The sequence below is a fragment of the Kitasatospora sp. NBC_00039 genome, assembly GCF_045160625.1.
Classification (GTDB): domain Bacteria; phylum Actinomycetota; class Actinomycetes; order Streptomycetales; family Streptomycetaceae; genus Kitasatospora.
Genome location: NZ_CP108289.1, coordinates 3,624,351 through 3,643,650, shown reverse-complemented (window position 1 = coordinate 3,643,650; position 19,300 = coordinate 3,624,351). Strand labels below are relative to the sequence as shown.

The following is a 19,300-nucleotide window of genomic DNA, read 5'->3' as shown; positions in this document are numbered from 1 at the left end:
GGGAGGCCGGGGGGAGCGCGCACTCCGGCAGGGGGCGCGAGCGTGGCATTGTGGTTGCGCGGGCGGTAGGACAAAAACCTTCGCCCGATCTGATGTTGTGATGTTGAGGGCGTGTGAACGTACCCCTCGATGATGAATACTCGGTCTTCTCGGCATCCGGACGGTCGCGGGTTTGGAGGGGTCGGTCCGTTGAACAGCACCCCGGCGCGTAATGCGCCGAGCAGCAGCGGTCATGCCGCTGTGCCCGGGCAGGCCGGTTCCCCACACCTGCCCGCCCCCGCGGCCTCCCGGGCCGCACCCGCCGGGCAGGGCCGTGCCGCCCGCCCCGGGGTCGGCGCCGACCAGTGGGGCGCCGGGGACCCAGGCTCGATCTACGACTACATCCGGGTCGCCACCTTCGCGATCGGCCCCGACGGCCGGATCAGCCAGTGGAGCGACCGGGCCGCCGAGTTCTTCGGCCTGCCCGCCGCCGAGGCGGTCGGCTCCGACCCGATCACCACCTTCGTGCCACGCGAGCTCTGGCAGCGCGGCCGCGCCCGGCTCGAGCGCACCCTGGCCGGCGAGGAGTGGGTGGGCACCGCGCCCTACCGCGACGCCACCGGCGGGGAGGGGCTCGCCGAGCTCTACCTGATGCCCGACAGCGCGCTGCCCACCGCCGGCGCCACCTGTCTCGCCGTCGACCTCGGCCGGCTGCGCCGGATCGAGACCGACCTCGCCGCCTCCGAGGCCGTCTTCGGGCAGACCCCCACCGGCTTCATCCTCTTCGACGACCGGCTCCGGCTCCAGCGCGTCAACGACGCCTTCGCCTCCGGGATGGGCCTCGCCCCCACCGACCTCGAAGGCCTCACCGCGCACGACCTCTTCCCGCAGTCCGAGGCCGACCGGCTCACCGCCGCGCTGCGCAAGGTCGTCGCCACCGGCCAGCCCGTCTTCGACCTGCGCTTCCACTCGGCCGTCCCCACCCGCGAGGGCAACCGGCTCTGGGCCGTCTCGCTGTACCGGCTGAACGGCTCGGCCGGCCAGCCGATGGGCGTCGCCGGCCAGGTCTCCGACGTCACCAGCCGGCACGTCGCCGAGCGCGAGGCCGACGGCGTCCGCCGCAACCTCGCCCTGCTCAACGAGGCCAGCGCCCACATCGGCTCCACGCTCGACCTGGAGACCACCGCCAAGGAGCTGCTGGACGTCGTCGTCCCGCCGTTCTGCGACCTCGCCACCGTCGACCTCTACACCGCGCTGCTCTCCGGCGAGACCGTCCCCAGCGCCGGCCGGTACGGCGACGGCGTGCTCACCGACGGCAGCGGCGAACTGCGCCGGGTCGCCGTCTCCAGCGTGGTCGGCGGCGCCTCCTCGGTGCTCGGCTCGGTCACCGGCCTGCCCATCGCCGAGGCCGGCGGCACCCTCTGCTACCCGCGCCGCTCCCCGCACGCCCGGGCGCTGCGCACCGGCCGCAGCGTCGTCCCCGAGCCCGGGCCGGACCCGCTGCTGCGCTCCACCCTGATCGTCCCGCTGGTCGCCCGCGACCAGGTGCTCGGGCTCGTCCAGCTCTCCCGGGCGATCGGCAGCGAGCCCTTCGACGCCCGCGACGTCGCCATCGCCGAGGAGCTGGTCGCCCGGGCCGCCGTCTGCATCGACAACGCCCGGCTCTACCGCCGCGAGCACGAGCGCGCCCTGATCCTCCAGCGCAGCCTGCTGCCCCCGGGCAACCCGGCCGCCAGCGGCCTGGAGATCGCCTGCCGCTACCTGCCCAGCAACAACAACACCGAGGTCGGCGGCGACTGGTTCGACGTCATCCAGCTGCCCGGCAACCGCACCGCCCTGGTCATCGGCGACGTGATGGGCCGCGGCCTGCGCGCCGCCGTCGCGATGGGCCAGCTGCGGACCGCCGTCCGCACCCTGGCCATGCTCGACCTCGACCCCGCCGAGGTGCTCACCGCCCTCGACGAGATCGCCCGCGGCCTCGGCGACGACTCCGCGCCCGCGAGCTCACCCACCCCGTACGGGCGGCTCACCTCGACCGCCGACGAGGAGGCCCGCGAGGTCTACCTCGCGACCTGCGTCTACGCGGTCTACGACGCCGTCACCCGCCGCTGCGTCTTCGCCAACGCCGGCCACCTGCCGCCCGTCCTGCTCAGCCCCGGCGAGCCCGCCCGGATGCTCGACGTGCCGCCCGGCCTGCCGCTCGGCGTCGGCGGCGAGCCGTTCGAGGAGGTCGAGCTGACCCTGCCGGACGGCGCCGTGCTCGGCCTCTACACCGACGGTCTGGTGGAGAGCCGCAAGCACCAGCTGGACGAGGGCCTGCGCGCCTTCCGCACCGCGCTGTCCGCCGAGGGCAAGGGTCTGGAGGACCTCTGCGACCACGTCCTCGGCGAGCTCAACCCGCACCACGGCGAGGACGACATTGCCCTGCTGATGGCCAAGGTGCACGCCTTCCCCGACGACGCCGTCGGCAACTGGTTCCTGCCGCCCGAGCCCACCTCGGTGGCCAAGGCCCGCGAGCTGGCCTGCAGCTGGCTGCTGGCCCGCGGCTTGGACGAGCTGGTGGACACCACCGAGCTGCTGGTCAGCGAGCTGGTCACCAACGCGCTCCGGCACGGCCGCGGCGAGATCCGGCTCCGGCTGCTGCGCGACCGCTCCATGGTCTGCGAGGTCTGGGACGACGGCTACGCCCAGCCGCGGCAGCGGCGCGCCCAGGAGACCGACGAGGGCGGGCGCGGGCTCCAGCTGGTCAGCCTGCTGGCCGAGCGCTGGGGCAGCAGGCGCACGCCCAAGGGCAAGATCGTCTGGTTCGAGCTGGCCCTGTAGGCGGCAGCCCCACGCCCCGGAGGCGCGCGGGCGGTCACAGTTCGGCTGTCCGGGTGCAGTCGCCCGGCGGCCGCCGTGTCGGCGGGCCGGGCCGCGCCCCGGCGGCGTTCCATGGCCGCCATGCGCGTCCGCCAGCTCACCGCCCCAGCCGCCGTCGCCGCGCTGGTGCTCGCCGCCGGGGCCCTGGCCGGCTGCTCTGGCACCCCTGCCCCGGCCCGCACCCCGGCGCCCGTCCCGGTGTCCGCCGCCCCCACGGCCGTCACCGGCGACGTCAGCCCGCCCGACCGCGGCGCCGTCAGGGACGGTGGCACGCTGCGCTGGGCGCTGGACGGCGTCCCCGCCACGCTGAACCTCTACCAGCCGGCGGCGACCTCCGACTCGGCGCTGCTCGCGCACGCCCTCTACCCCGCGCTGTTCCGGCCGGACGAGCACGGCCGGCTCGTCCCCGACCCGGACTACCTGGCCGCCGCCGAGTCCACCCCGCCCGGGCAGCTGCCACAGGTCGTCACCTACCGGCTCAACCCGCACGCCGTCTGGAGCGACGGCACCCCGCTCTCGGCCGCCGACTTCACCGCCCAGCGGGCCGCCCTCTCCGGCCTCGACCCCGCCTACACCGGCACCCGCCCCGCCGGGTACGACGCGATCGACTCGATCACCCCGGGCGCGGACCCGTCCGAGATCAGGATCGCCTTCCGGCGGCCGTACGCCGAGTGGCGGTCCCTCTTCGGCCCGCTCTACCCCGCCGCCGTGACCTCCTCCCCGGCCGCCTTCAGCCGGCCGCTGGCGGACGGTCCGCAGGCGACGGCGGGTCCTTTCGTGATCTCCGGGCCGGGCGGGTACGACGCGGCGGGCGGGCGGGTCACCCTGGTGCGCAACCCGCTCTGGTGGGGCGACCCGCCCAAGGCCGACCGGATCGACTTCCTCGCCACCCCGGCCGAACGGCGGCTGGACGCGCTCGGCCAGGACCTGCTCGACATCGCCCCGCTCACGGCGGCGGTCGACCGGGCCCCGGCGTCCGGCACCTCGGCCGACCGCGCCGAGGCCGCTGACCAGGCGCTGCGCCGGGCCGAGGCACTGCCCGGGATCACCCTCCACCGGGCCGCCGCCGCCTCGCTCACCCAGCTCACCCTCAACGCCGGCCGGGAGCCTCTCACCGACCCGGCCGTCCGGCAGGCCCTCGCCCGGGCCGTCGACCGGCGGCGGATCGCCGACGCCGCGCTCACCCCGCTCGGGCTCGCCGCCGCCCCACTCGGCAGCCACCTGCTCGCCGGCGACCAGGACGGCTACCGGGACAACAGCAGCGCCCTCGGCACCGCGGACCCGGGCCGGCTGCTGGACGCGGCCGGCTGGAAGCGCCCGAAGGGCGGCGGCACCCGGACCAGGAACGGGCACGAGCTCTCGCTCTCCCTGCTGATCCCCTCGGGCTCCGCCACCGCCCGGCGCGCCGCCGACGCGCTGGCCGCCGACCTCGCCGGGACGGGCATCGCCGTCCGCCCGGTGGCGCTGCCCGCCGAGGCCCTCGTCCGCACCGGCCTGGCCGCCGGCGACTACGACCTCGCCCTCTTCTCCTGGCCGGCCGGCCCCGACCCGGCGGTCGACCAGCGCCCCGTCTACGCCAAGCCCCGGCCCGGAGCGGACGGCGCCCTGGAGACCGGCACCAACTACGGCCGCACCGGGACGGAGGAGATCGACCGCCTCTTCGACCGTGCCGCCGCCGAACTCGACCCCGCCGCCCACCTCGCCCTGCTCCAGGAGGCCGACACCCGGATCTGGCAGCTGGGCCACTCGGTGCCGTTGTTCCAGCGCCCGGAGCTGGTCGCCGTCCGGGAGGGTGTGGCGGGCGCCGGGGTCTGGGGTTTCGGCTGGCCCCGCTTCCAGGACGTGGGCCTCCTCACCGGCTGACCGCGGCGCCCGATCCGGGCGCGCGCACGGCGTCCGCCGGGTGAGCGGCGTGTGATCCACCTGTGATCTTGATCCCGCCCGACCTGCTCGTTTCTGCCCACCTGGGCGGTTCCCCGTACGATAGGAGGAAGCCGTGGCATGTCCTGCCCGGCGGGTGGACCGGTAGTAGCAGGCGGAACGGGCGGCGGCGATCGACAGGGATCGCCGGTCGGCGTCTCGCGGCCGGGCGCCGTAACCCACGATTCCGGGAGAATCCGCTCCGCATGCCCACGCGCAATGACATCCGCAACGTTGCCATCGTCGCCCACGTCGACCACGGCAAGACCACGCTGGTCGACGCCATGCTGAAGCAGGCCGGCGCCTTCGCCGCCCACCAGCACCTCGACGACCGGATGATGGACTCCAACGACCTGGAGCGCGAGAAGGGCATCACCATTCTCGCGAAGAACACCGCCGTCAAGTACCACCCCAAGGAGGGTGGCGCGCCGATCACGATCAACATCATCGACACCCCGGGCCACGCCGACTTCGGTGGTGAGGTCGAGCGTGGTCTGTCGATGGTCGACGCGGTCGTGCTGCTGGTCGACGCCTCCGAGGGCCCGCTGCCGCAGACCCGCTTCGTGCTCCGCAAGGCCCTGACGGCCAAGCTGCCGGTCATCCTCTGCATCAACAAGACCGACCGCCCGGACTCCCGGATCGACGAGGTCATCAACGAGACCTACGACCTCTTCCTGGACCTCGACGCCACCGAGGACCAGATCGAGTTCCCGATCGTCTACGCCTGTGCGCGTGACGGCGTCGCCTCGATGACCAAGCCGGAGAACGGCACCGTGCCGGCCGACAGCGACTCGCTGGAGCCGTTCTTCTCCACCATCCTGGAGCACGTCCCGGCCCCGACCTACGACGAGGACGCGCCGCTCCAGGCCCACGTCACCAACCTGGACGCCGACAACTTCCTCGGCCGCATCGCGCTCTGCCGGGTCGAGCAGGGCGAGCTGCGCAAGGGCCAGCAGGTCGCGTGGATGAAGCGGGACGGCTCGGTCCAGCAGGTCAAGATCACCGAGCTGCTGATGACCGAGGCGCTCACCCGCAAGCCGGCCGAGGTGGCCGGCCCCGGCGACATCTGCGCCGTCGCGGGCATCCCGGAGATCATGATCGGCGAGACCCTGGCCGACCTGGAGAACCCCGTCGCGCTGCCGCTCATCACGGTGGACGAGCCGGCCATCTCGATGGTCATCGGCACCAACACCTCGCCGCTGGTCGGCAAGGGCGGCAAGGGCCACAAGGTCACCGCCCGCATGGTGAAGGACCGCCTGGACCGCGAGCTGATCGGTAACGTCTCGCTCCGCGTGCTGCCGACCGAGCGTCCGGACGCCTGGGAGGTTCAGGGCCGTGGCGAGCTGGCGCTGGCCATCCTGGTCGAGACCATGCGCCGGGAGCTGTTCGAGCTGACCGTCGGCAAGCCGCAGGTCGTCACCAAGGTCATCAACGGCAAGACCCACGAGCCGGTCGAGCGGATGACCATCGACAGCCCCGAGGAGTACCTCGGCGCGATCACCCAGCTGATGGCGACCCGCAAGGGCCGCATGGAGACCATGACGAACCACGGCTCCGGCTGGGTCCGCATGGAGTTCATCGTCCCGTCGCGCGGCCTGATCGGCTTCCGGACCCAGTTCCTGACCGACACCCGCGGCACCGGCATCGCGCACAGCATCTTCGAGGGCCACGAGCCGTGGTTCGGCGAGCTGCGGATGCGCAACAACGGTTCGCTGGTGGCGGACCGCGCGGGCGTCGTGACGCCGTTCGCGATGATGGGCATCCAGGAGCGCGGCACGCTCTTCGTCGAGCCCACCACCGAGGTGTACGAGGGCATGATCGTCGGCGAGAACTCGCGCCAGGACGACATGGACATCAACATCACAAAGGAGAAGAAGCTCACCAACATGCGTGCCGCTTCCTCCGACACCACCGAGAACCTGGTGCCGCCGCGGAAGCTCTCGCTGGAGCAGTCGCTGGAGTTCTGCCGCGAGGACGAGTGCATCGAGGTGACCCCGGAGACCGTGCGCATCCGTAAGGTCGTCCTCGACCAGAAGGAGCGTGGCCGTTCGGCTTCGCGCGCCAAGAAGGCCTGATCCCGGGTTTAAACAACCTTTGGCCTGAATCGATCGCCCCCCTTTCCAGTGGAGAGGGGGGCGATCGTTTTCAACTACTCCAAGTTGTCGACGCGCGTATAAACGGAATAGCGCTTACCACGGCAAGGTGTCCGCTGAGCGAACGTGACAGTCCGTCATTCATGACGACTGTCCGTTTAATGCCTGTCTGAGTATGTCTTATATGTCCGATTTTCGAAACTTACCGACCGTTCATGTGACCTAATTGAGATCGGCATTGGTCACTTTCGTGTCCGTGCGTGACACATAGTGGGTGCAGTCAGGCTCGGGTCAAGGGTTAACGCGCAGGGGTGCGCGCCGAAACCACGAGCGCGGACGGCACAACGGAAGCGGCGTCAGCCGCCCGCGGTGCTCTCCTCGTTGGAAAGTCGATTTCAGGAGGCATCCCCCATGCGCGGTGCAACCCAGACCAAGTGGCTCGTTGCGGCGACCGCGATCGCCCTCGCGGCGACCGCTTGCAGCACCAGCTCGAAGAGCAATGACAAGGCTGCTTCCGGCGGCGGCTCCATCGCCGTCCAGCTCGGTGAGCCGCAGCACGGTCTGGTGCCGCAGAACACCGCGGAGTCCGAGGGCACCGAGGTCGAGAACGCCCTCTTCGCCGGCCTGGTCGACTACGACTTCAAGACCAACGCCCCGACCCTGCGCGTGGCCGAGTCGATCGAGTCCCCCGACAGCAAGGTCTGGACGATCAAGCTGAAGGACGGCTACACCTTCCACAACGGCGAGAAGGTCACCGCCAAGTCCTTCGTCGACGCCTGGAACTGGGGCGCCAACCAGGACAACGCCGCCGAGGGCCTCCCGTTCTACGCGAAGATCGAGGGCTCCGAGGAGCTGGCTCCGGGCAAGGACAAGAAGCCCACCGCCAAGGAGCTCAAGGGCCTGAAGGTCGTCGACGACAAGACCTTCACCGTCACCCTGTCGGCGCCGTTCTCGCAGTTCAAGACGATGCTCGGGTACAACCCGTTCTACCCGCTGCCCTCGGCGTTCTTCGCCGACCCGAAGGCCTTCGGCGACAAGCCGATCGGCAACGGCCCGTTCGAGATGGACGGCAGCTGGGAGCACAACAAGCAGATCAAGGTCAAGCGCTACGAGAACTTCCCGGCCTCGGACGGCAAGGCGAAGCTCCAGGGCGTCACCTTCAAGATCTACGACAACCTGGACACCGCGTACAACGACCTGCGCGCCGACAACATCCAGGCCACCGACAAGCTGCCGATCTCGGCCATGTCGACCGTCAAGAGCGAGTTCGGCGACCGCTACATCTACAAGCCGGAGTCCGGCGTCGGTTACATCGGCTTCCCGATCTCGACCAACCCGGCCGCGTACGGCAAGCCGGAGATCCGCAAGGCGATCTCGATGGCGATCGACCGCGAGGCGATCACCAAGACCATCTTCTCGGGCACCCGCGTCCCGGCCGACGACTTCGTCAACCCGCTCATCCCGGGCTACCGCAAGGGCGCCATGGGCGACGCGGCCAAGTACGACCCGGTCAAGGCCAAGGAGCTCTTCACCCAGGCCAACGGTGTTCCGAACAACACCATCGAGCTGGGCTACAACGCCGACGGTGGCCACAAGGAGTGGATCGAGGCCGTCGGCAACCAGCTGAAGAAGAACCTGGGCGTCGAGGTCACCTTCAAGCCGTTCGAGAAGTTCGGCAAGATCCTGGACGACCTGCAGGCCAAGCAGTACTCGGGCGCCTTCCGCATGGCGTGGTCGATGGACTACCCGTCGATCGAGGACTACCTGCGCCCGATCTTCTCCAAGGTCGCGATCGAGAACGGCTCGAACTACGGCGGTTACGTCAACGACAAGTTCGAGACCCTGCTGGACCAGGCCGACCAGGCGAAGACGGACGACGAGGCCATCAAGCTGTACCAGCAGGCCGACGACATCCTCGTCCAGGACCTGCCGTACATCCCGGTGTACACCTACATGTCCTCCGCGGCCTACACCAAGAAGATCAAGAACTTCGACACCGACGCCCAGGGTCGCATGAACCTGGCCAAGGTCGAGCTCGCCGGCTGATCCGGTAGTCAGACGATCGGGGGCGGGTGGACCGGACTACAGTCCGAGTCCTCCCGCCTCCCTTCCTTGTCCGAAAGTATGGAGGTCTGATGGGCCGCTATGTCATCCGCCGACTGATACAGGCAATCCCTGTCCTGCTCGGCGCGACGCTGCTGATCTACGCGCTGGTTCACTACCTGCCCGGTGACCCGGTGCAGGCACTGGCCGGCGAGAAGCGAGCCGACCCGATCGTGGCGGAGATGATCCGCCAGAAGTACCACCTGAACGACCCCTTCCTGCTCCAGTACTGGAACTACATCTCGGGGGTCTTCCAGGGGAATCTCGGTGAAAGCCTGACCGGTCGCTCCGTGACCGACATGATCAGTGAGGCGTTCCCGTACACCCTCAACCTCGCCTTCGTCGCCTTCATCATCGAAGCGGTCATGGGCGTGCTGGCGGGTGTCATGGCGGCCCTTCGCAAGGGCAAGTTCATCGACCAGCTGGTCCTCATCAGCACGCTGTTCGTGATCTCGATCCCGGTCTTCGTCACCGGCTTCGTCCTCCAGCTGCTGCTGGGCGTGAAGCTGAAGAACGACTACGGCTTCGACTTCTTCCCGGTCTCCTTCAACGAGGAGGACGGACTGCGGGCGTACCTGCTGCCGGCCTTCGTGCTGGCGTCCACCTCGCTCGCGTACGTCGCCCGACTGACCCGCACCAGCCTGATGGAGACCATGCGCGCGGACTACGTCCGTACCGCGGTCGCCAAGGGCCTGAAGCGCCGTCGGGTGATCGGCCGTCACGCCCTGCGCAACGCGCTGATCCCGATCGTCACCTTCCTCGGTGCCGACCTGGGCGGCCTGATGGGTGGCGCGGTCATCACCGAGAAGATCTTCAACATGCACGGCATCGGCGGCCTGCTCGCCCAGTCCGTGTACCAGAAGCAGGGCACGGTGATCGTCGGCATGGTCACCCTGCTGGTGATGATCTACCTCATCACCACCCTGCTCGTGGACCTGCTGTACGCCGTGCTCGACCCGAGGATCCGCTATGAGTGACACCATCACCGTGGGCAGCGAGGCCCCGTCCGAGGACAACAGCCCGAAGACCTCCCCGGAGAAGAAGCAGAAGCCGGAGCGGGTGGCCAGCCTCTGGACGGACGCGCTGCGCGACCTGCGCCGCAACCCGGTCTTCATCATCGGTGCCGCTCTGGTGCTGTTCCTGCTGGTCATGGCGGCCGTTCCGCAGCTGTTCACGGACGGCAGCCCGACCGCGAACGGTGCCTGCGACCTGGCCGACTCCCTGAAGCGCCCGAGCGCCGAGCACTGGTTCGGCTTCGACGTGCAGGGCTGCGACGTCTACACCCGCACGGTGTGGGGCGCCCGTAACTCGATCATCGTCGGTGTCCTGACCACGCTGCTGGTCACCGTGGTCGGCTCGCTCCTCGGCCTGCTGGCCGGCTGGAAGGGCGGGATCACGGACTCGATCCTGTCGCGCTTCACCGAGATCTTCTTCTCGATCCCGCTGCTGCTCGGCGGCATGCTGATCATGTCGATGCTCGGCAAGGGCAACGCCTACACCGTGTCGCTGGTCATGGCCGTCCTCGGCTGGCCGCAGATCTTCCGCATCATGCGCGCCTCGGTGATCTCCAACAAGCACAACGACTACGTGATGGCGGCCCGCGCGCTGGGCGCCAGCAGCGGCCGGATCACCTTCCGGCACATCCTGCCGAACGCCATCGCGCCGGTCATCGTGGTCTCGGCGATCAGCCTGGGCGTCTACATCGGTGCCGAGGCGGCGCTGTCCTACCTCGGCATCGGCGTGCAGTCCCCGGAGATCTCCTGGGGCCTGATGATCAGCGATGCCTCGGTCCGCTTCCTGGCGGCCCCGCACGTCCTGCTGTTCCCGTCGGCCGCGCTGAGCATCACCGTGCTGGCCTTCATCATGCTCGGCGACGCGGTCCGCGACGCCCTCGACCCGAAGCTCCGCTGAGAGAAGAGGTGACGACCCGATGACCACCGTGATCGAGAAGAACCAGAAGAGCGGCCGGCTCGAAGTTGGCACCCCGCTGCTGGAGGTCCGCGACCTCCACGTGGAGTTCCACACTCGGGACGGCGTCGCCAAGGCCGTGAACGGCGTCAACTACTCCGTCGCCGCCGGTGAGACCCTGGCGGTGCTCGGCGAGTCCGGCTCCGGCAAGTCGGTGACCGCCCAGACCATCATGGGCATCCTCGACATGCCGCCCGGCAAGATCAGCCAGGGCCAGATCCTCTTCCGCGGGCAGGACATGCTCGCCATGAAGGAGGAGGAGCGCCGGCTGATCCGCGGACAGAAGATCGCGATGATCTTCCAGGACGCGCTCTCCTCGCTGAACCCGGTGATGACCGTCGGCGCCCAGCTCGGCGAGATGTTCCGGGTGCACCGCGGCGCCTCCAAGAAGGAGGCCCGGGAGAAGGCCATCGAGCTGATGGAGCGGGTGCGCATCCCCGCCGCCAGGCAGCGCGTGGGCGACTACCCGCACCAGTTCTCCGGCGGCATGCGCCAGCGCATCATGATCGCGATGGCGCTCTCCATGGAGCCCGACCTGATCATCGCCGACGAGCCCACCACCGCCCTGGACGTCACCGTCCAGGCCCAGGTGATGGACCTGCTCGCCGAGCTGCAGGACGAGTACAACATGGGCCTGATCCTGATCACCCACGACCTCGGCGTGGTCGCCGACGTCGCGGACAAGATCGCCGTCATGTACGCCGGCCGGATCGTCGAGACCGCCCCGGTGCGTGACCTGTACGCCAACCCGGCGCACCCCTACACCAAGGGCCTGCTCCGTTCCATCCCGCGCCTGGACCAGAAGGGCCAGGAGCTGTACGCGATCAAGGGTCTGCCCCCGAACCTGCTGAAGGTCCCGGCCGGCTGCGCGTTCAACCCCCGCTGTGACGTCGCCACCGACCTGTGCCGCACGGAGATCCCGAAGCTGCACCAGGTGACCGACAAGGACGGCAAGGAGCTCACCGGCCGCCGCAGCGCGTGCCACCTCTGGAAGGAGACCCTCCATGGCTGAGCCCATCCTGGAGGTCAAGGACCTGGTCAAGCACTACCCGCTGACCCAGGGCATCCTCTTCAAGAAGCAGGTCGGCGCGGTCAAGGCGGTCGACGGCATCTCCTTCGAGCTGGCGAAGGGCGAGACCCTCGGCATCGTCGGCGAGTCCGGCTGTGGCAAGTCCACGCTGGCCAAGGTGCTGATGAACCTGGAGCGGGCCACCTCCGGCGAGGTCCTGTTCAAGGGCGAGGACATCTCCAAGCTGTCCGGCGCGGCCCTCAAGGCCGTCCGCCGCAACATCCAGATGGTGTTCCAGGACCCGTACACCTCGCTCAACCCGCGCATGACGGTCGGCGACATCATCGGCGAGCCGTTCGAGATCCACCCCGAGGTGGCTCCGAAGGGCGACCGCCGCAAGGCCGTCCAGGACCTGCTGGACGTCGTCGGCCTGAACCCGGAGTACATCAACCGGTACCCGCACCAGTTCTCCGGCGGCCAGCGCCAGCGCATCGGCATCGCCCGCGGCCTCGCGCTCAAGCCCGAGATCATCATCTGCGACGAGCCGGTCTCCGCCCTGGACGTCTCCGTCCAGGCGCAGGTGATCAACCTGCTGGAGCAGCTGCAGAGCGACTTCGAGCTGTCGTACATGTTCATCGCGCACGACCTCTCCATCGTCCGGCACATCTCCGACCGCGTCGGCGTGATGTACCTGGGCAAGATGGTCGAGATCGGTACCGACGAGGAGATCTACGACAACGCCACGCACCCGTACACCCAGGCGCTGCTCTCCGCGGTGCCGGTGCCGGACCCGACGGCGCGCGAGAGCCGTGACCGGATCATCCTGACCGGCGACATCCCCTCGCCGGCCAACCCGCCGTCCGGCTGCCGGTTCCGCACCCGCTGCTGGAAGGCGGAGGAGCGGTGCTCCACCGAGGTCCCGCTGCTGGCGGTGCCGGAGGTGCTGAGCGGCCCGGCCAAGCACCAGTCGGCGTGTCACTTCGCCGAGGTCCGCGAGACGGCCGCCGCCGTCTGATCCCGAGGCGTTTCCCGGAAGGGCCCGCAGCCGTCGTGCTGCGGGCCCTTCCGGCGTTCCGTCAACTCCACGCAGGGCCTGCTGCACCCATCCGGGGGTACCCGGCTCGCGCCGCCGCGCGGGCGCGCTTCTCATGGGGTGTGATGCGACACACACCTTGAGGAGGGACCTCCATGCCCGCAGCCCCCCGTGCTCGATGGGTCCTCGCCGGTGCGACATCCGTGGCCCTGGTGGCCAGCGGGTGCAGCAGCAGCGGCGGAGGCGGAAGCAGTTCGTCGGACAGCAGCAAGACCTTCAGCTACCAGAGCAGTGAGCCGCAGAACCCGCTGCAGCCGGCGAACGCCAACGAGACCGGCGGCGGGCGCATCCTGCAGAACCTCTTCAAGGGCCTGGTCGACTACGACCCCAGCAACGCCAAGATCCGGATGCAGGTCGCGGACTCGATCGACACCAGCGACTCGCAGACCTTCAACGTCACGCTGAAGAGCGGCTGGACGTTCCACGACGGCACGCCGGTCACGTCGACCAACTTCGTCGATGCCTGGAACTGGGGCGCGACCACCACCAACAACCAGATCAACAGCTCCTGGTTCTCCGACATCGAGGGCTATCAGGACGTCCACCCCGCCAGCGGCCAGCCGACCGCGACCAAGATGTCCGGGCTGACCGTCGTGGACGACACGCACTTCACCATCAAGCTGCGGGGCAAGGTCTCGTACTTCGAGTACAAACTCGGGTACATCGCCTTCTCGCCGCTGCCGTCCGCCTTCTTCAACGACCCGACCGGGTACGGGCAGAAGCCGGTGGGCAACGGCCCGTACCAGTTCGTCAGCTGGGACCACAACCAGCAGGTGGTCACCAAGGCGTACCCGAACTACCAGGGCGTGGACAAGCCGAAGAACGGCGGCGTCGTCTTCAAGATGTACAGCACCGCCGAGGCCGCCTACGCCGACCTGCAGTCCAACAACCTGGACGTGATGGACCAGGTGCCGCCGTCCGCGCTGGCCACCTACAAGAGTGACCTGGGCGACCGGGCGATCGACTCCCCGCAGGGTGCCATCCAGAACGTCGGCTTCACGCTGTACCAGGCGGACTGGGCGGCGCCGGAGAAGGCCCAGGTCCGCCAGGGCATCTCGATGGCGATCGACCGCGACACCATCACCAAGACGGTGCTCCAGGGGTCGCGCGCGCCCGCCAGCGCCTGGGTCGCCGAGGGCGTCGAGGGGTACAAGGCGGGCCAGTGCGGTGAGTTCTGCACGTTCAACCCGGACAAGGCCAAGCAACTGATCGCCCAGGGCGGCGGCATCCCGGGCAACAAGCTGACCATCACCTACAACGCGGACGGCGGCCACAAGGAGTGGGTCGACGCCGTCTGCAACTCGGTCCGGCAGAGCACCGGTGCGGACTGCACAGGTGACCCGAAGCCCGACTTCAAGACCGCCCGGGCGGCGATCACCGGCCACCAGATCGACGGCATGTTCCGGACCGGCTGGGTGCAGGACTACCCGCTGAACGCCAACTTCCTCGCCGACGTCTACCGCACCGGCGCGGCGTCCAACGACTTCGGCTACAGCAGCCCGCAGTTCGACAAGCTGTCCACCCAGGCGGACCAGGCGGACAGCGTCCAGGCCTCGGTGACGGGCTACCAGCAGGCAGAGGCGGTGCTGGCGACCGACATGCCGGCCATCCCGCTCTGGTACTACCGCACCAACTCGGGCTACTCCAACAACGTCCAGAACGTGACGTTCGACTCCTTCGGCAACCCGGCCTGGACCCAGGTCGAGGTCAAGGGCTGATCCCCCCTCCCCGCCCGTCACCGGGCTGCGGCACCTCCCGGCCGCCAGGCCGGGGGCGAGGGGCCCGGCCCCGCGCGGCCCCGCCCTCCCCGCACGGGGGGCGGGGCCCGGGCACTCGGTCCAACGGCCCGCCGCACCCGGTCACGGGCCGACCCGTCACCTAGGAAGGAGGCTCGGATGGGAAGTTACGTGCTGCGGCGGGTGCTGCAGATGATCCCGGTGTTCTTCGGCTCCACATTCCTGATCTTCCTGATGGTCTACACGCTGCCGGGCGACCCGGTCGCGGCGCTGTTCGGGGACAAGGCCGCCGACCCGGCGGTGGTGGCCAACCTGAAGCACCGGTACTACCTCGACCAGCCGCTGTGGAAGCAGTACCTGCACTACATGGGGAACCTGTTCCAGGGTGACTTCGGGACGAGCTTCACCGGCCGCTCGGTCACCGACATCATGGCGGACGCCTTCCCGGTCACCATCCGGCTGGCCCTGATGGCCTTCGCCTTCGAGCTGGTCGTCGGGCTGGCACTCGGTCTGATCTCCGGCCTCAGGCGGGGCAGCATCGAGGACACCCTGGTGCTGGCCCTGACCCTGGTGGTGATCTCGATCCCGGTGTTCGTGCTCGCCTACATCGCCCAGACGATCTTCGCCACCAACCTGGGCTGGGTCACCCCGACGGTGCAGGACTCCACGGACCTCTCCCAGCTGATCCTGCCCGCGATCGTGCTGGGTTCGCTCTCCCTCGCGTTCGTCGCCCGGCTCACCCGGACGTCGATCGGGGAGAACCTGCGGGCCGACTACATGCGCACCGCGGTCGCCAAGGGCCTGCCGCGGCGGACCATCATCTCCCGGCACCTGCTGCGCAACTCGCTGATCCCGGTGGTCACCTTCCTCGGCACCGACCTCGGCGCGCTGATGGGCGGCGCGATCGTGACCGAGGGGATCTTCAACGTGCAGGGCATCGGCAACGTCCTGTACCGGGCGATCAACCAGAAGGAGGGCCCCACCGTGGTCGGCATCGTGACCGTCCTGGTGATCGTCTACCTGGTCGCCTCCCTGATCGTCGACCTGCTCTACGCGGTCCTGGACCCGAGGATCCGCTATGCCTGACCTGCATGACGAGGGCGAGTTCAAGCCGCATTCGGCGCCCGGTGTCGACCACCTCGACTACGCCGGCGAGCAGGGCATGGCGGTCGAGCAGGAGACCCTGGCCGAGGGCGACCCGGCCAAACGGGAGGAGGCCCGCAGCCTCTGGGGCGACGCCTGGCGGGACCTCCGCCGGCGGCCGGTCTTCCTGATCTCGGCGCTGCTGATCCTGCTGCTGATCGTGATGTCGATCTTCCCCTGGGCGTTCACGGACGCCAACCCGCGCAAGGCCGACCTGATCCACGACTTCCTCAAGCGCCCGGACTGGACGGACTTCTTCGGCGCCGGCTGGTTCGGCTACGACGGCCAGGGCCGGTCGATCTACGCCCGGGTGATCTACGGGGCCCGGGCCTCGATCACCGTCGGCATCTTCGTGACACTCGGGGTCACCCTGCTCGGCGGGCTGACCGGCATGGTCGCCGGGTACTTCGGCGGCGCGGTGGATGCCGTGATCTCCCGCGTCGTCGACATCTTCTTCGGCATCCCGCTGCTGCTCGGCGCGCTGGTCCTGCTGGGCGCCTTCTCCGCCCGCACGGTGTGGAGCGTGGTGATCGCGCTGGCGGTTCTCGGCTGGACGCAGATCGCGCGCGTCATGCGCGGCGCCGTCCTGACCGTCAAACAGGCCGACTACGTGATGGCCGGCCGAGCGCTGGGCGCGGGCACCGGGCGGCTGATGCTCCGGCACATCCTGCCGAACGCGCTCGCGCCGGTGATCGTCGTCGCCACCATCGCGCTGGGCGGCTACATCGCGACCGAGGCCACCCTGAGCTTCCTGGGCATCGGCCTGCAGGACCCGACCATCTCCTGGGGCATCGACATCGCCTCCGCCCAGAAGGTGATCCGGACGGCCCCGTACGTGCTCTTCTTCCCGGCCGCGGCGCTCTCCATCACGGTGCTGGCCTTCATCATGCTGGGCGACGCGGTCCGCGACGCCCTCGACCCGAAGCTTCGCTGAGCGAGGGGACTCATCGTGACCACAGCTGTCGACACCGGCAAGCCGAAGCGGGAGGCGCCCTACGAGGGGCCGCTGCTGGACGTCCGCGACCTGCACGTCGAGTTCGTCACCCGGGACGGGGTGGCCAAGGCGGTCAACGGGGTCAACTACAGCGTCCGGGCGGGGGAGACGCTCGCGGTGCTCGGCGAGTCCGGCTCGGGCAAGTCGGTGACCGCGCAGGCGATCATGGGCATCCTGGACATGCCGCCGGCCCGGATCCCCCGGGGCGAGATCAGGTTCCGGGGCCAGGACATGCTCAAGATGGGCAAGGAGGAGCGGCGGCAGATCCGCGGGCAGAAGATCGCGATGATCTTCCAGGACGCGCTCTCCTCGCTGAACCCCGTACTCACCGTGGGGTTCCAGCTCGGTGAGATGTTCCGGGCCCACCAGGGGACCTCGCGCAAGGAGGCCAAGGAGAAGGCCGTCGAGCTGATGGAGCGGGTGCGCATCCCCGCGGCCAGGCAGCGGGTGAACGACTACCCGCACCAGTTCTCCGGCGGTATGCGCCAGCGCATCATGATCGCGATGGCGCTGGCCCTGGAACCGGACCTCATCATCGCCGACGAGCCCACCACCGCCCTGGACGTCACCGTCCAGGCCCAGGTGATGGACCTCCTCGCCGAGCTGCAGGCCGAGTTCAACATGGGGCTGATCCTGATCACCCACGACCTCGGCGTGGTGGCCGACGTCGCCGACAAGATCGCGGTGATGTACGCGGGCCGGATCGTCGAGACGGCCCCCGTGCACGAGCTGTACGCGCGGCCGGCCCACCCGTACACCCGCGGCCTGCTGGACTCCATCCCGCGCCTGGACCAGAAGGGCCAGGAGCTGTACGCGATCAAGGGCCTGCCGCCCAACCTGCTGCGGATTCCGCCGGGTTGCGCGTTCAACCCGCGCTGCCCGCGGGCCCAGGACATCTGCCGGGGCCAAGTGCCGGAGCTGTTCCCGGTCACCGAGGACGACGGCCGGGAGATGGCCGGGCGGGGCAGCGCCTGCTTCTTCTGGAAGGAGACCCTCCATGACCGCTAACGGGGCCAGCGCACTGGGGCCGGCGGTGCCGGAGGACGTCGCGTTCGCACGGGAGGTGCCGCCCGGCGAGCCGATCCTCCAAGTCCGGGACCTGATCAAGCACTTCCCGCTCACCAGGGGCGTCGTCTTCAAGAAGCAGGTCGGCGCGGTGAAGGCGGTGGACGGGGTCTCCTTCGACCTGGTCCAGGGGGAGACGCTCGGCATCGTGGGGGAGTCCGGCTGCGGCAAGTCCACGCTGGCCAAGGTGCTGATGAACCTGGAGCCGGCCACCGGCGGGTCGGTGCGCTACAAGGGGGAGGAGATCTCCCGGCTCTCCGGTGCCGGGCTGAAGGCGGTGCGGCGCAACATCCAGATGGTGTTCCAGGACCCGTACACCTCGCTCAACCCGCGCATGACGGTCGGCGACATCATCGGCGAGCCCTACGAGATCCACTCCGAGGTGGCTCCGAAGGGCGACCGGCGCAAGGCCGTCCAGGACCTGCTGGACGTGGTGGGCCTGAACCCGGAGTACATCAACCGGTATCCGCACCAGTTCTCCGGCGGCCAGCGCCAGCGCATCGGCATCGCCCGCGGCCTCGCGCTCAAGCCGGAGGTGATCATCTGTGACGAGCCGGTCTCCGCGCTGGACGTCTCCGTCCAGGCGCAGGTGATCAACCTGCTGGAGCAGCTCCAGGGGGAGTTCAACCTCTCGTACATGTTCATCGCGCACGACCTCTCGATCGTCCGGCACATCTCCGACCGCGTCGGTGTGATGTACCTGGGCAGGCTGGTCGAGATCGGCTCCGACCTGGAGATCTACGACCACGCGACCCATCCGTACACCCAGGCGCTGCTCTCGGCGGTGCCGGTGCCGGACCCGACGGCGCGTGAGTCGCGGGACCGGATCGTGCTCACCGGGGACGTGCCCTCGCCGGCCAACCCGCCGTCCGGCTGCCGGTTCCGCACCCGCTGCTGGAAGGCGCAGGAGCGGTGCACGGTGGAGGTGCCGCTGCTGGCCGCGCCGGTGTGGCTGGAGGGGCTGGCCCGGCACGACTCGGCGTGTCACTTCGCGGCGGAGCGCGACATCGAGCAGAGCGCGGCGGAGCGCGACATCGAGCACGGCGCGGCGGAGCGCGAGACCGGGCCCAGTGCGGCCGGGCCCGGGACCGGCCGGAGCGAGGACGGCGGGGGCCCGACCCCGCCGGCGCCGGAAACCGGTTGACACCACCGTCCGGATCCCGAACCCAGGGCGCGCCCTCCCAGCGGAGGGCGCGCCCTCGCGTTGTCCTGCGGAAACACCGGAATTCCCCGGCCGAATTTGATCATTACGCTCCGTAAAGCATCGAATACCGGAGAATATTGTTCGTTATCCGGAAAGTGGAGCACGGGACTCCGTGCGCGATATGCAGGAAT

At 69.5% G+C, this 19,300-nt stretch carries 13 protein-coding genes; all 13 read left to right on the top strand.

Annotated features, from left to right (window positions below):
- Positions 1-189: 189 nt before the first annotated feature.
- Positions 190-2,802, top strand: coding sequence for a SpoIIE family protein phosphatase (locus OG286_RS16025; protein WP_396320653.1), 2,613 nt, complete (start codon positions 190-192; stop codon positions 2,800-2,802).
- Between the two features lie 120 nt (positions 2,803-2,922).
- Positions 2,923-4,704 (top strand): ABC transporter family substrate-binding protein, encoded by a 1,782-nt coding sequence (locus tag OG286_RS16020; protein WP_405361228.1) that lies wholly within the window; start codon positions 2,923-2,925, stop codon positions 4,702-4,704.
- 263 nt (positions 4,705-4,967) lie between these two features.
- Entirely contained in the window at positions 4,968-6,836 is a 1,869-nt protein-coding gene (gene typA / locus OG286_RS16015; protein WP_148643081.1) for a translational GTPase TypA, read from the top strand.
- Between the two features lie 429 nt (positions 6,837-7,265).
- Positions 7,266-8,900: an ABC transporter substrate-binding protein gene (locus OG286_RS16010; RefSeq protein ID WP_396320655.1), complete on the top strand. Its 1,635-nt coding sequence runs from the start codon at positions 7,266-7,268 to the stop codon at positions 8,898-8,900.
- 89 nt (positions 8,901-8,989) lie between these two features.
- Positions 8,990-9,934 (top strand): ABC transporter permease, encoded by a 945-nt coding sequence (locus OG286_RS16005; RefSeq protein WP_405361231.1) that lies wholly within the window; start codon positions 8,990-8,992, stop codon positions 9,932-9,934.
- Complete coding sequence (locus OG286_RS16000; RefSeq protein WP_396320657.1) at positions 9,927-10,868, top strand: ABC transporter permease; 942 nt, start codon at positions 9,927-9,929, stop codon at positions 10,866-10,868. The genes OG286_RS16005 and OG286_RS16000 overlap by 8 nt, the downstream gene beginning before the upstream one ends.
- Before the next feature lie 19 nt (positions 10,869-10,887).
- Positions 10,888-11,937, top strand: a complete 1,050-nt coding sequence (locus tag OG286_RS15995; protein ID WP_396320658.1) for an ABC transporter ATP-binding protein — start codon at positions 10,888-10,890, stop codon at positions 11,935-11,937.
- The gene (locus OG286_RS15990; RefSeq protein ID WP_396320659.1) at positions 11,930-12,949 is read left to right on the top strand and encodes an ABC transporter ATP-binding protein; all 1,020 of its coding nucleotides are present in this window, start codon (positions 11,930-11,932) and stop codon (positions 12,947-12,949) included. The genes OG286_RS15995 and OG286_RS15990 overlap by 8 nt, the downstream gene beginning before the upstream one ends.
- 173 nt (positions 12,950-13,122) lie before the next feature.
- On the top strand, positions 13,123-14,745 hold the full coding sequence (locus OG286_RS15985; protein ID WP_396320660.1) for an ABC transporter substrate-binding protein: 1,623 nt from the start codon (positions 13,123-13,125) through the stop codon (positions 14,743-14,745).
- Positions 14,746-14,922: 177 nt separating this feature from the next.
- Positions 14,923-15,849, top strand: a complete 927-nt coding sequence (locus tag OG286_RS15980) for an ABC transporter permease (protein WP_396320661.1) — start codon at positions 14,923-14,925, stop codon at positions 15,847-15,849.
- Positions 15,842-16,840, top strand: coding sequence for an ABC transporter permease (locus OG286_RS15975; RefSeq protein WP_396320662.1), 999 nt, complete (start codon positions 15,842-15,844; stop codon positions 16,838-16,840). The genes OG286_RS15980 and OG286_RS15975 overlap by 8 nt, the downstream gene beginning before the upstream one ends.
- 15 nt (positions 16,841-16,855) lie before the next feature.
- Positions 16,856-17,908, top strand: a complete 1,053-nt coding sequence (locus OG286_RS15970) for an ABC transporter ATP-binding protein (RefSeq protein ID WP_405361235.1) — start codon at positions 16,856-16,858, stop codon at positions 17,906-17,908.
- Positions 17,898-19,109 (top strand): ABC transporter ATP-binding protein, encoded by a 1,212-nt coding sequence (locus OG286_RS15965; protein ID WP_405361237.1) that lies wholly within the window; start codon positions 17,898-17,900, stop codon positions 19,107-19,109. Before OG286_RS15970 ends, OG286_RS15965 begins: the two co-directional genes overlap by 11 nt.
- Positions 19,110-19,300: the final 191 nt, after the last annotated feature.

What these genes read in the sequence shown, in the direction of transcription:
- OG286_RS16020 (WP_405361228.1), top strand. Translation starts at nt 2,923, where the DNA reads ATGCGCGTCCGCCAGCTCACCGCCCCAGCCGCCGTCGCCGCGCTGGTG.
- typA (WP_148643081.1), top strand. Translation starts at nt 4,968, where the DNA reads ATGCCCACGCGCAATGACATCCGCAACGTTGCCATCGTCGCCCACGTC.
- OG286_RS16010 (WP_396320655.1), top strand. Translation starts at nt 7,266, where the DNA reads ATGCGCGGTGCAACCCAGACCAAGTGGCTCGTTGCGGCGACCGCGATC.
- OG286_RS16005 (WP_405361231.1), top strand. Translation starts at nt 8,990, where the DNA reads ATGGGCCGCTATGTCATCCGCCGACTGATACAGGCAATCCCTGTCCTG.
- OG286_RS16000 (WP_396320657.1), top strand. Translation starts at nt 9,927, where the DNA reads ATGAGTGACACCATCACCGTGGGCAGCGAGGCCCCGTCCGAGGACAAC.
- OG286_RS15995 (WP_396320658.1), top strand. Translation starts at nt 10,888, where the DNA reads ATGACCACCGTGATCGAGAAGAACCAGAAGAGCGGCCGGCTCGAAGTT.
- OG286_RS15990 (WP_396320659.1), top strand. Translation starts at nt 11,930, where the DNA reads ATGGCTGAGCCCATCCTGGAGGTCAAGGACCTGGTCAAGCACTACCCG.
- OG286_RS15985 (WP_396320660.1), top strand. Translation starts at nt 13,123, where the DNA reads ATGCCCGCAGCCCCCCGTGCTCGATGGGTCCTCGCCGGTGCGACATCC.
- OG286_RS15980 (WP_396320661.1), top strand. Translation starts at nt 14,923, where the DNA reads ATGGGAAGTTACGTGCTGCGGCGGGTGCTGCAGATGATCCCGGTGTTC.
- OG286_RS15975 (WP_396320662.1), top strand. Translation starts at nt 15,842, where the DNA reads ATGCCTGACCTGCATGACGAGGGCGAGTTCAAGCCGCATTCGGCGCCC.
- OG286_RS15965 (WP_405361237.1), top strand. Translation starts at nt 17,898, where the DNA reads ATGACCGCTAACGGGGCCAGCGCACTGGGGCCGGCGGTGCCGGAGGAC.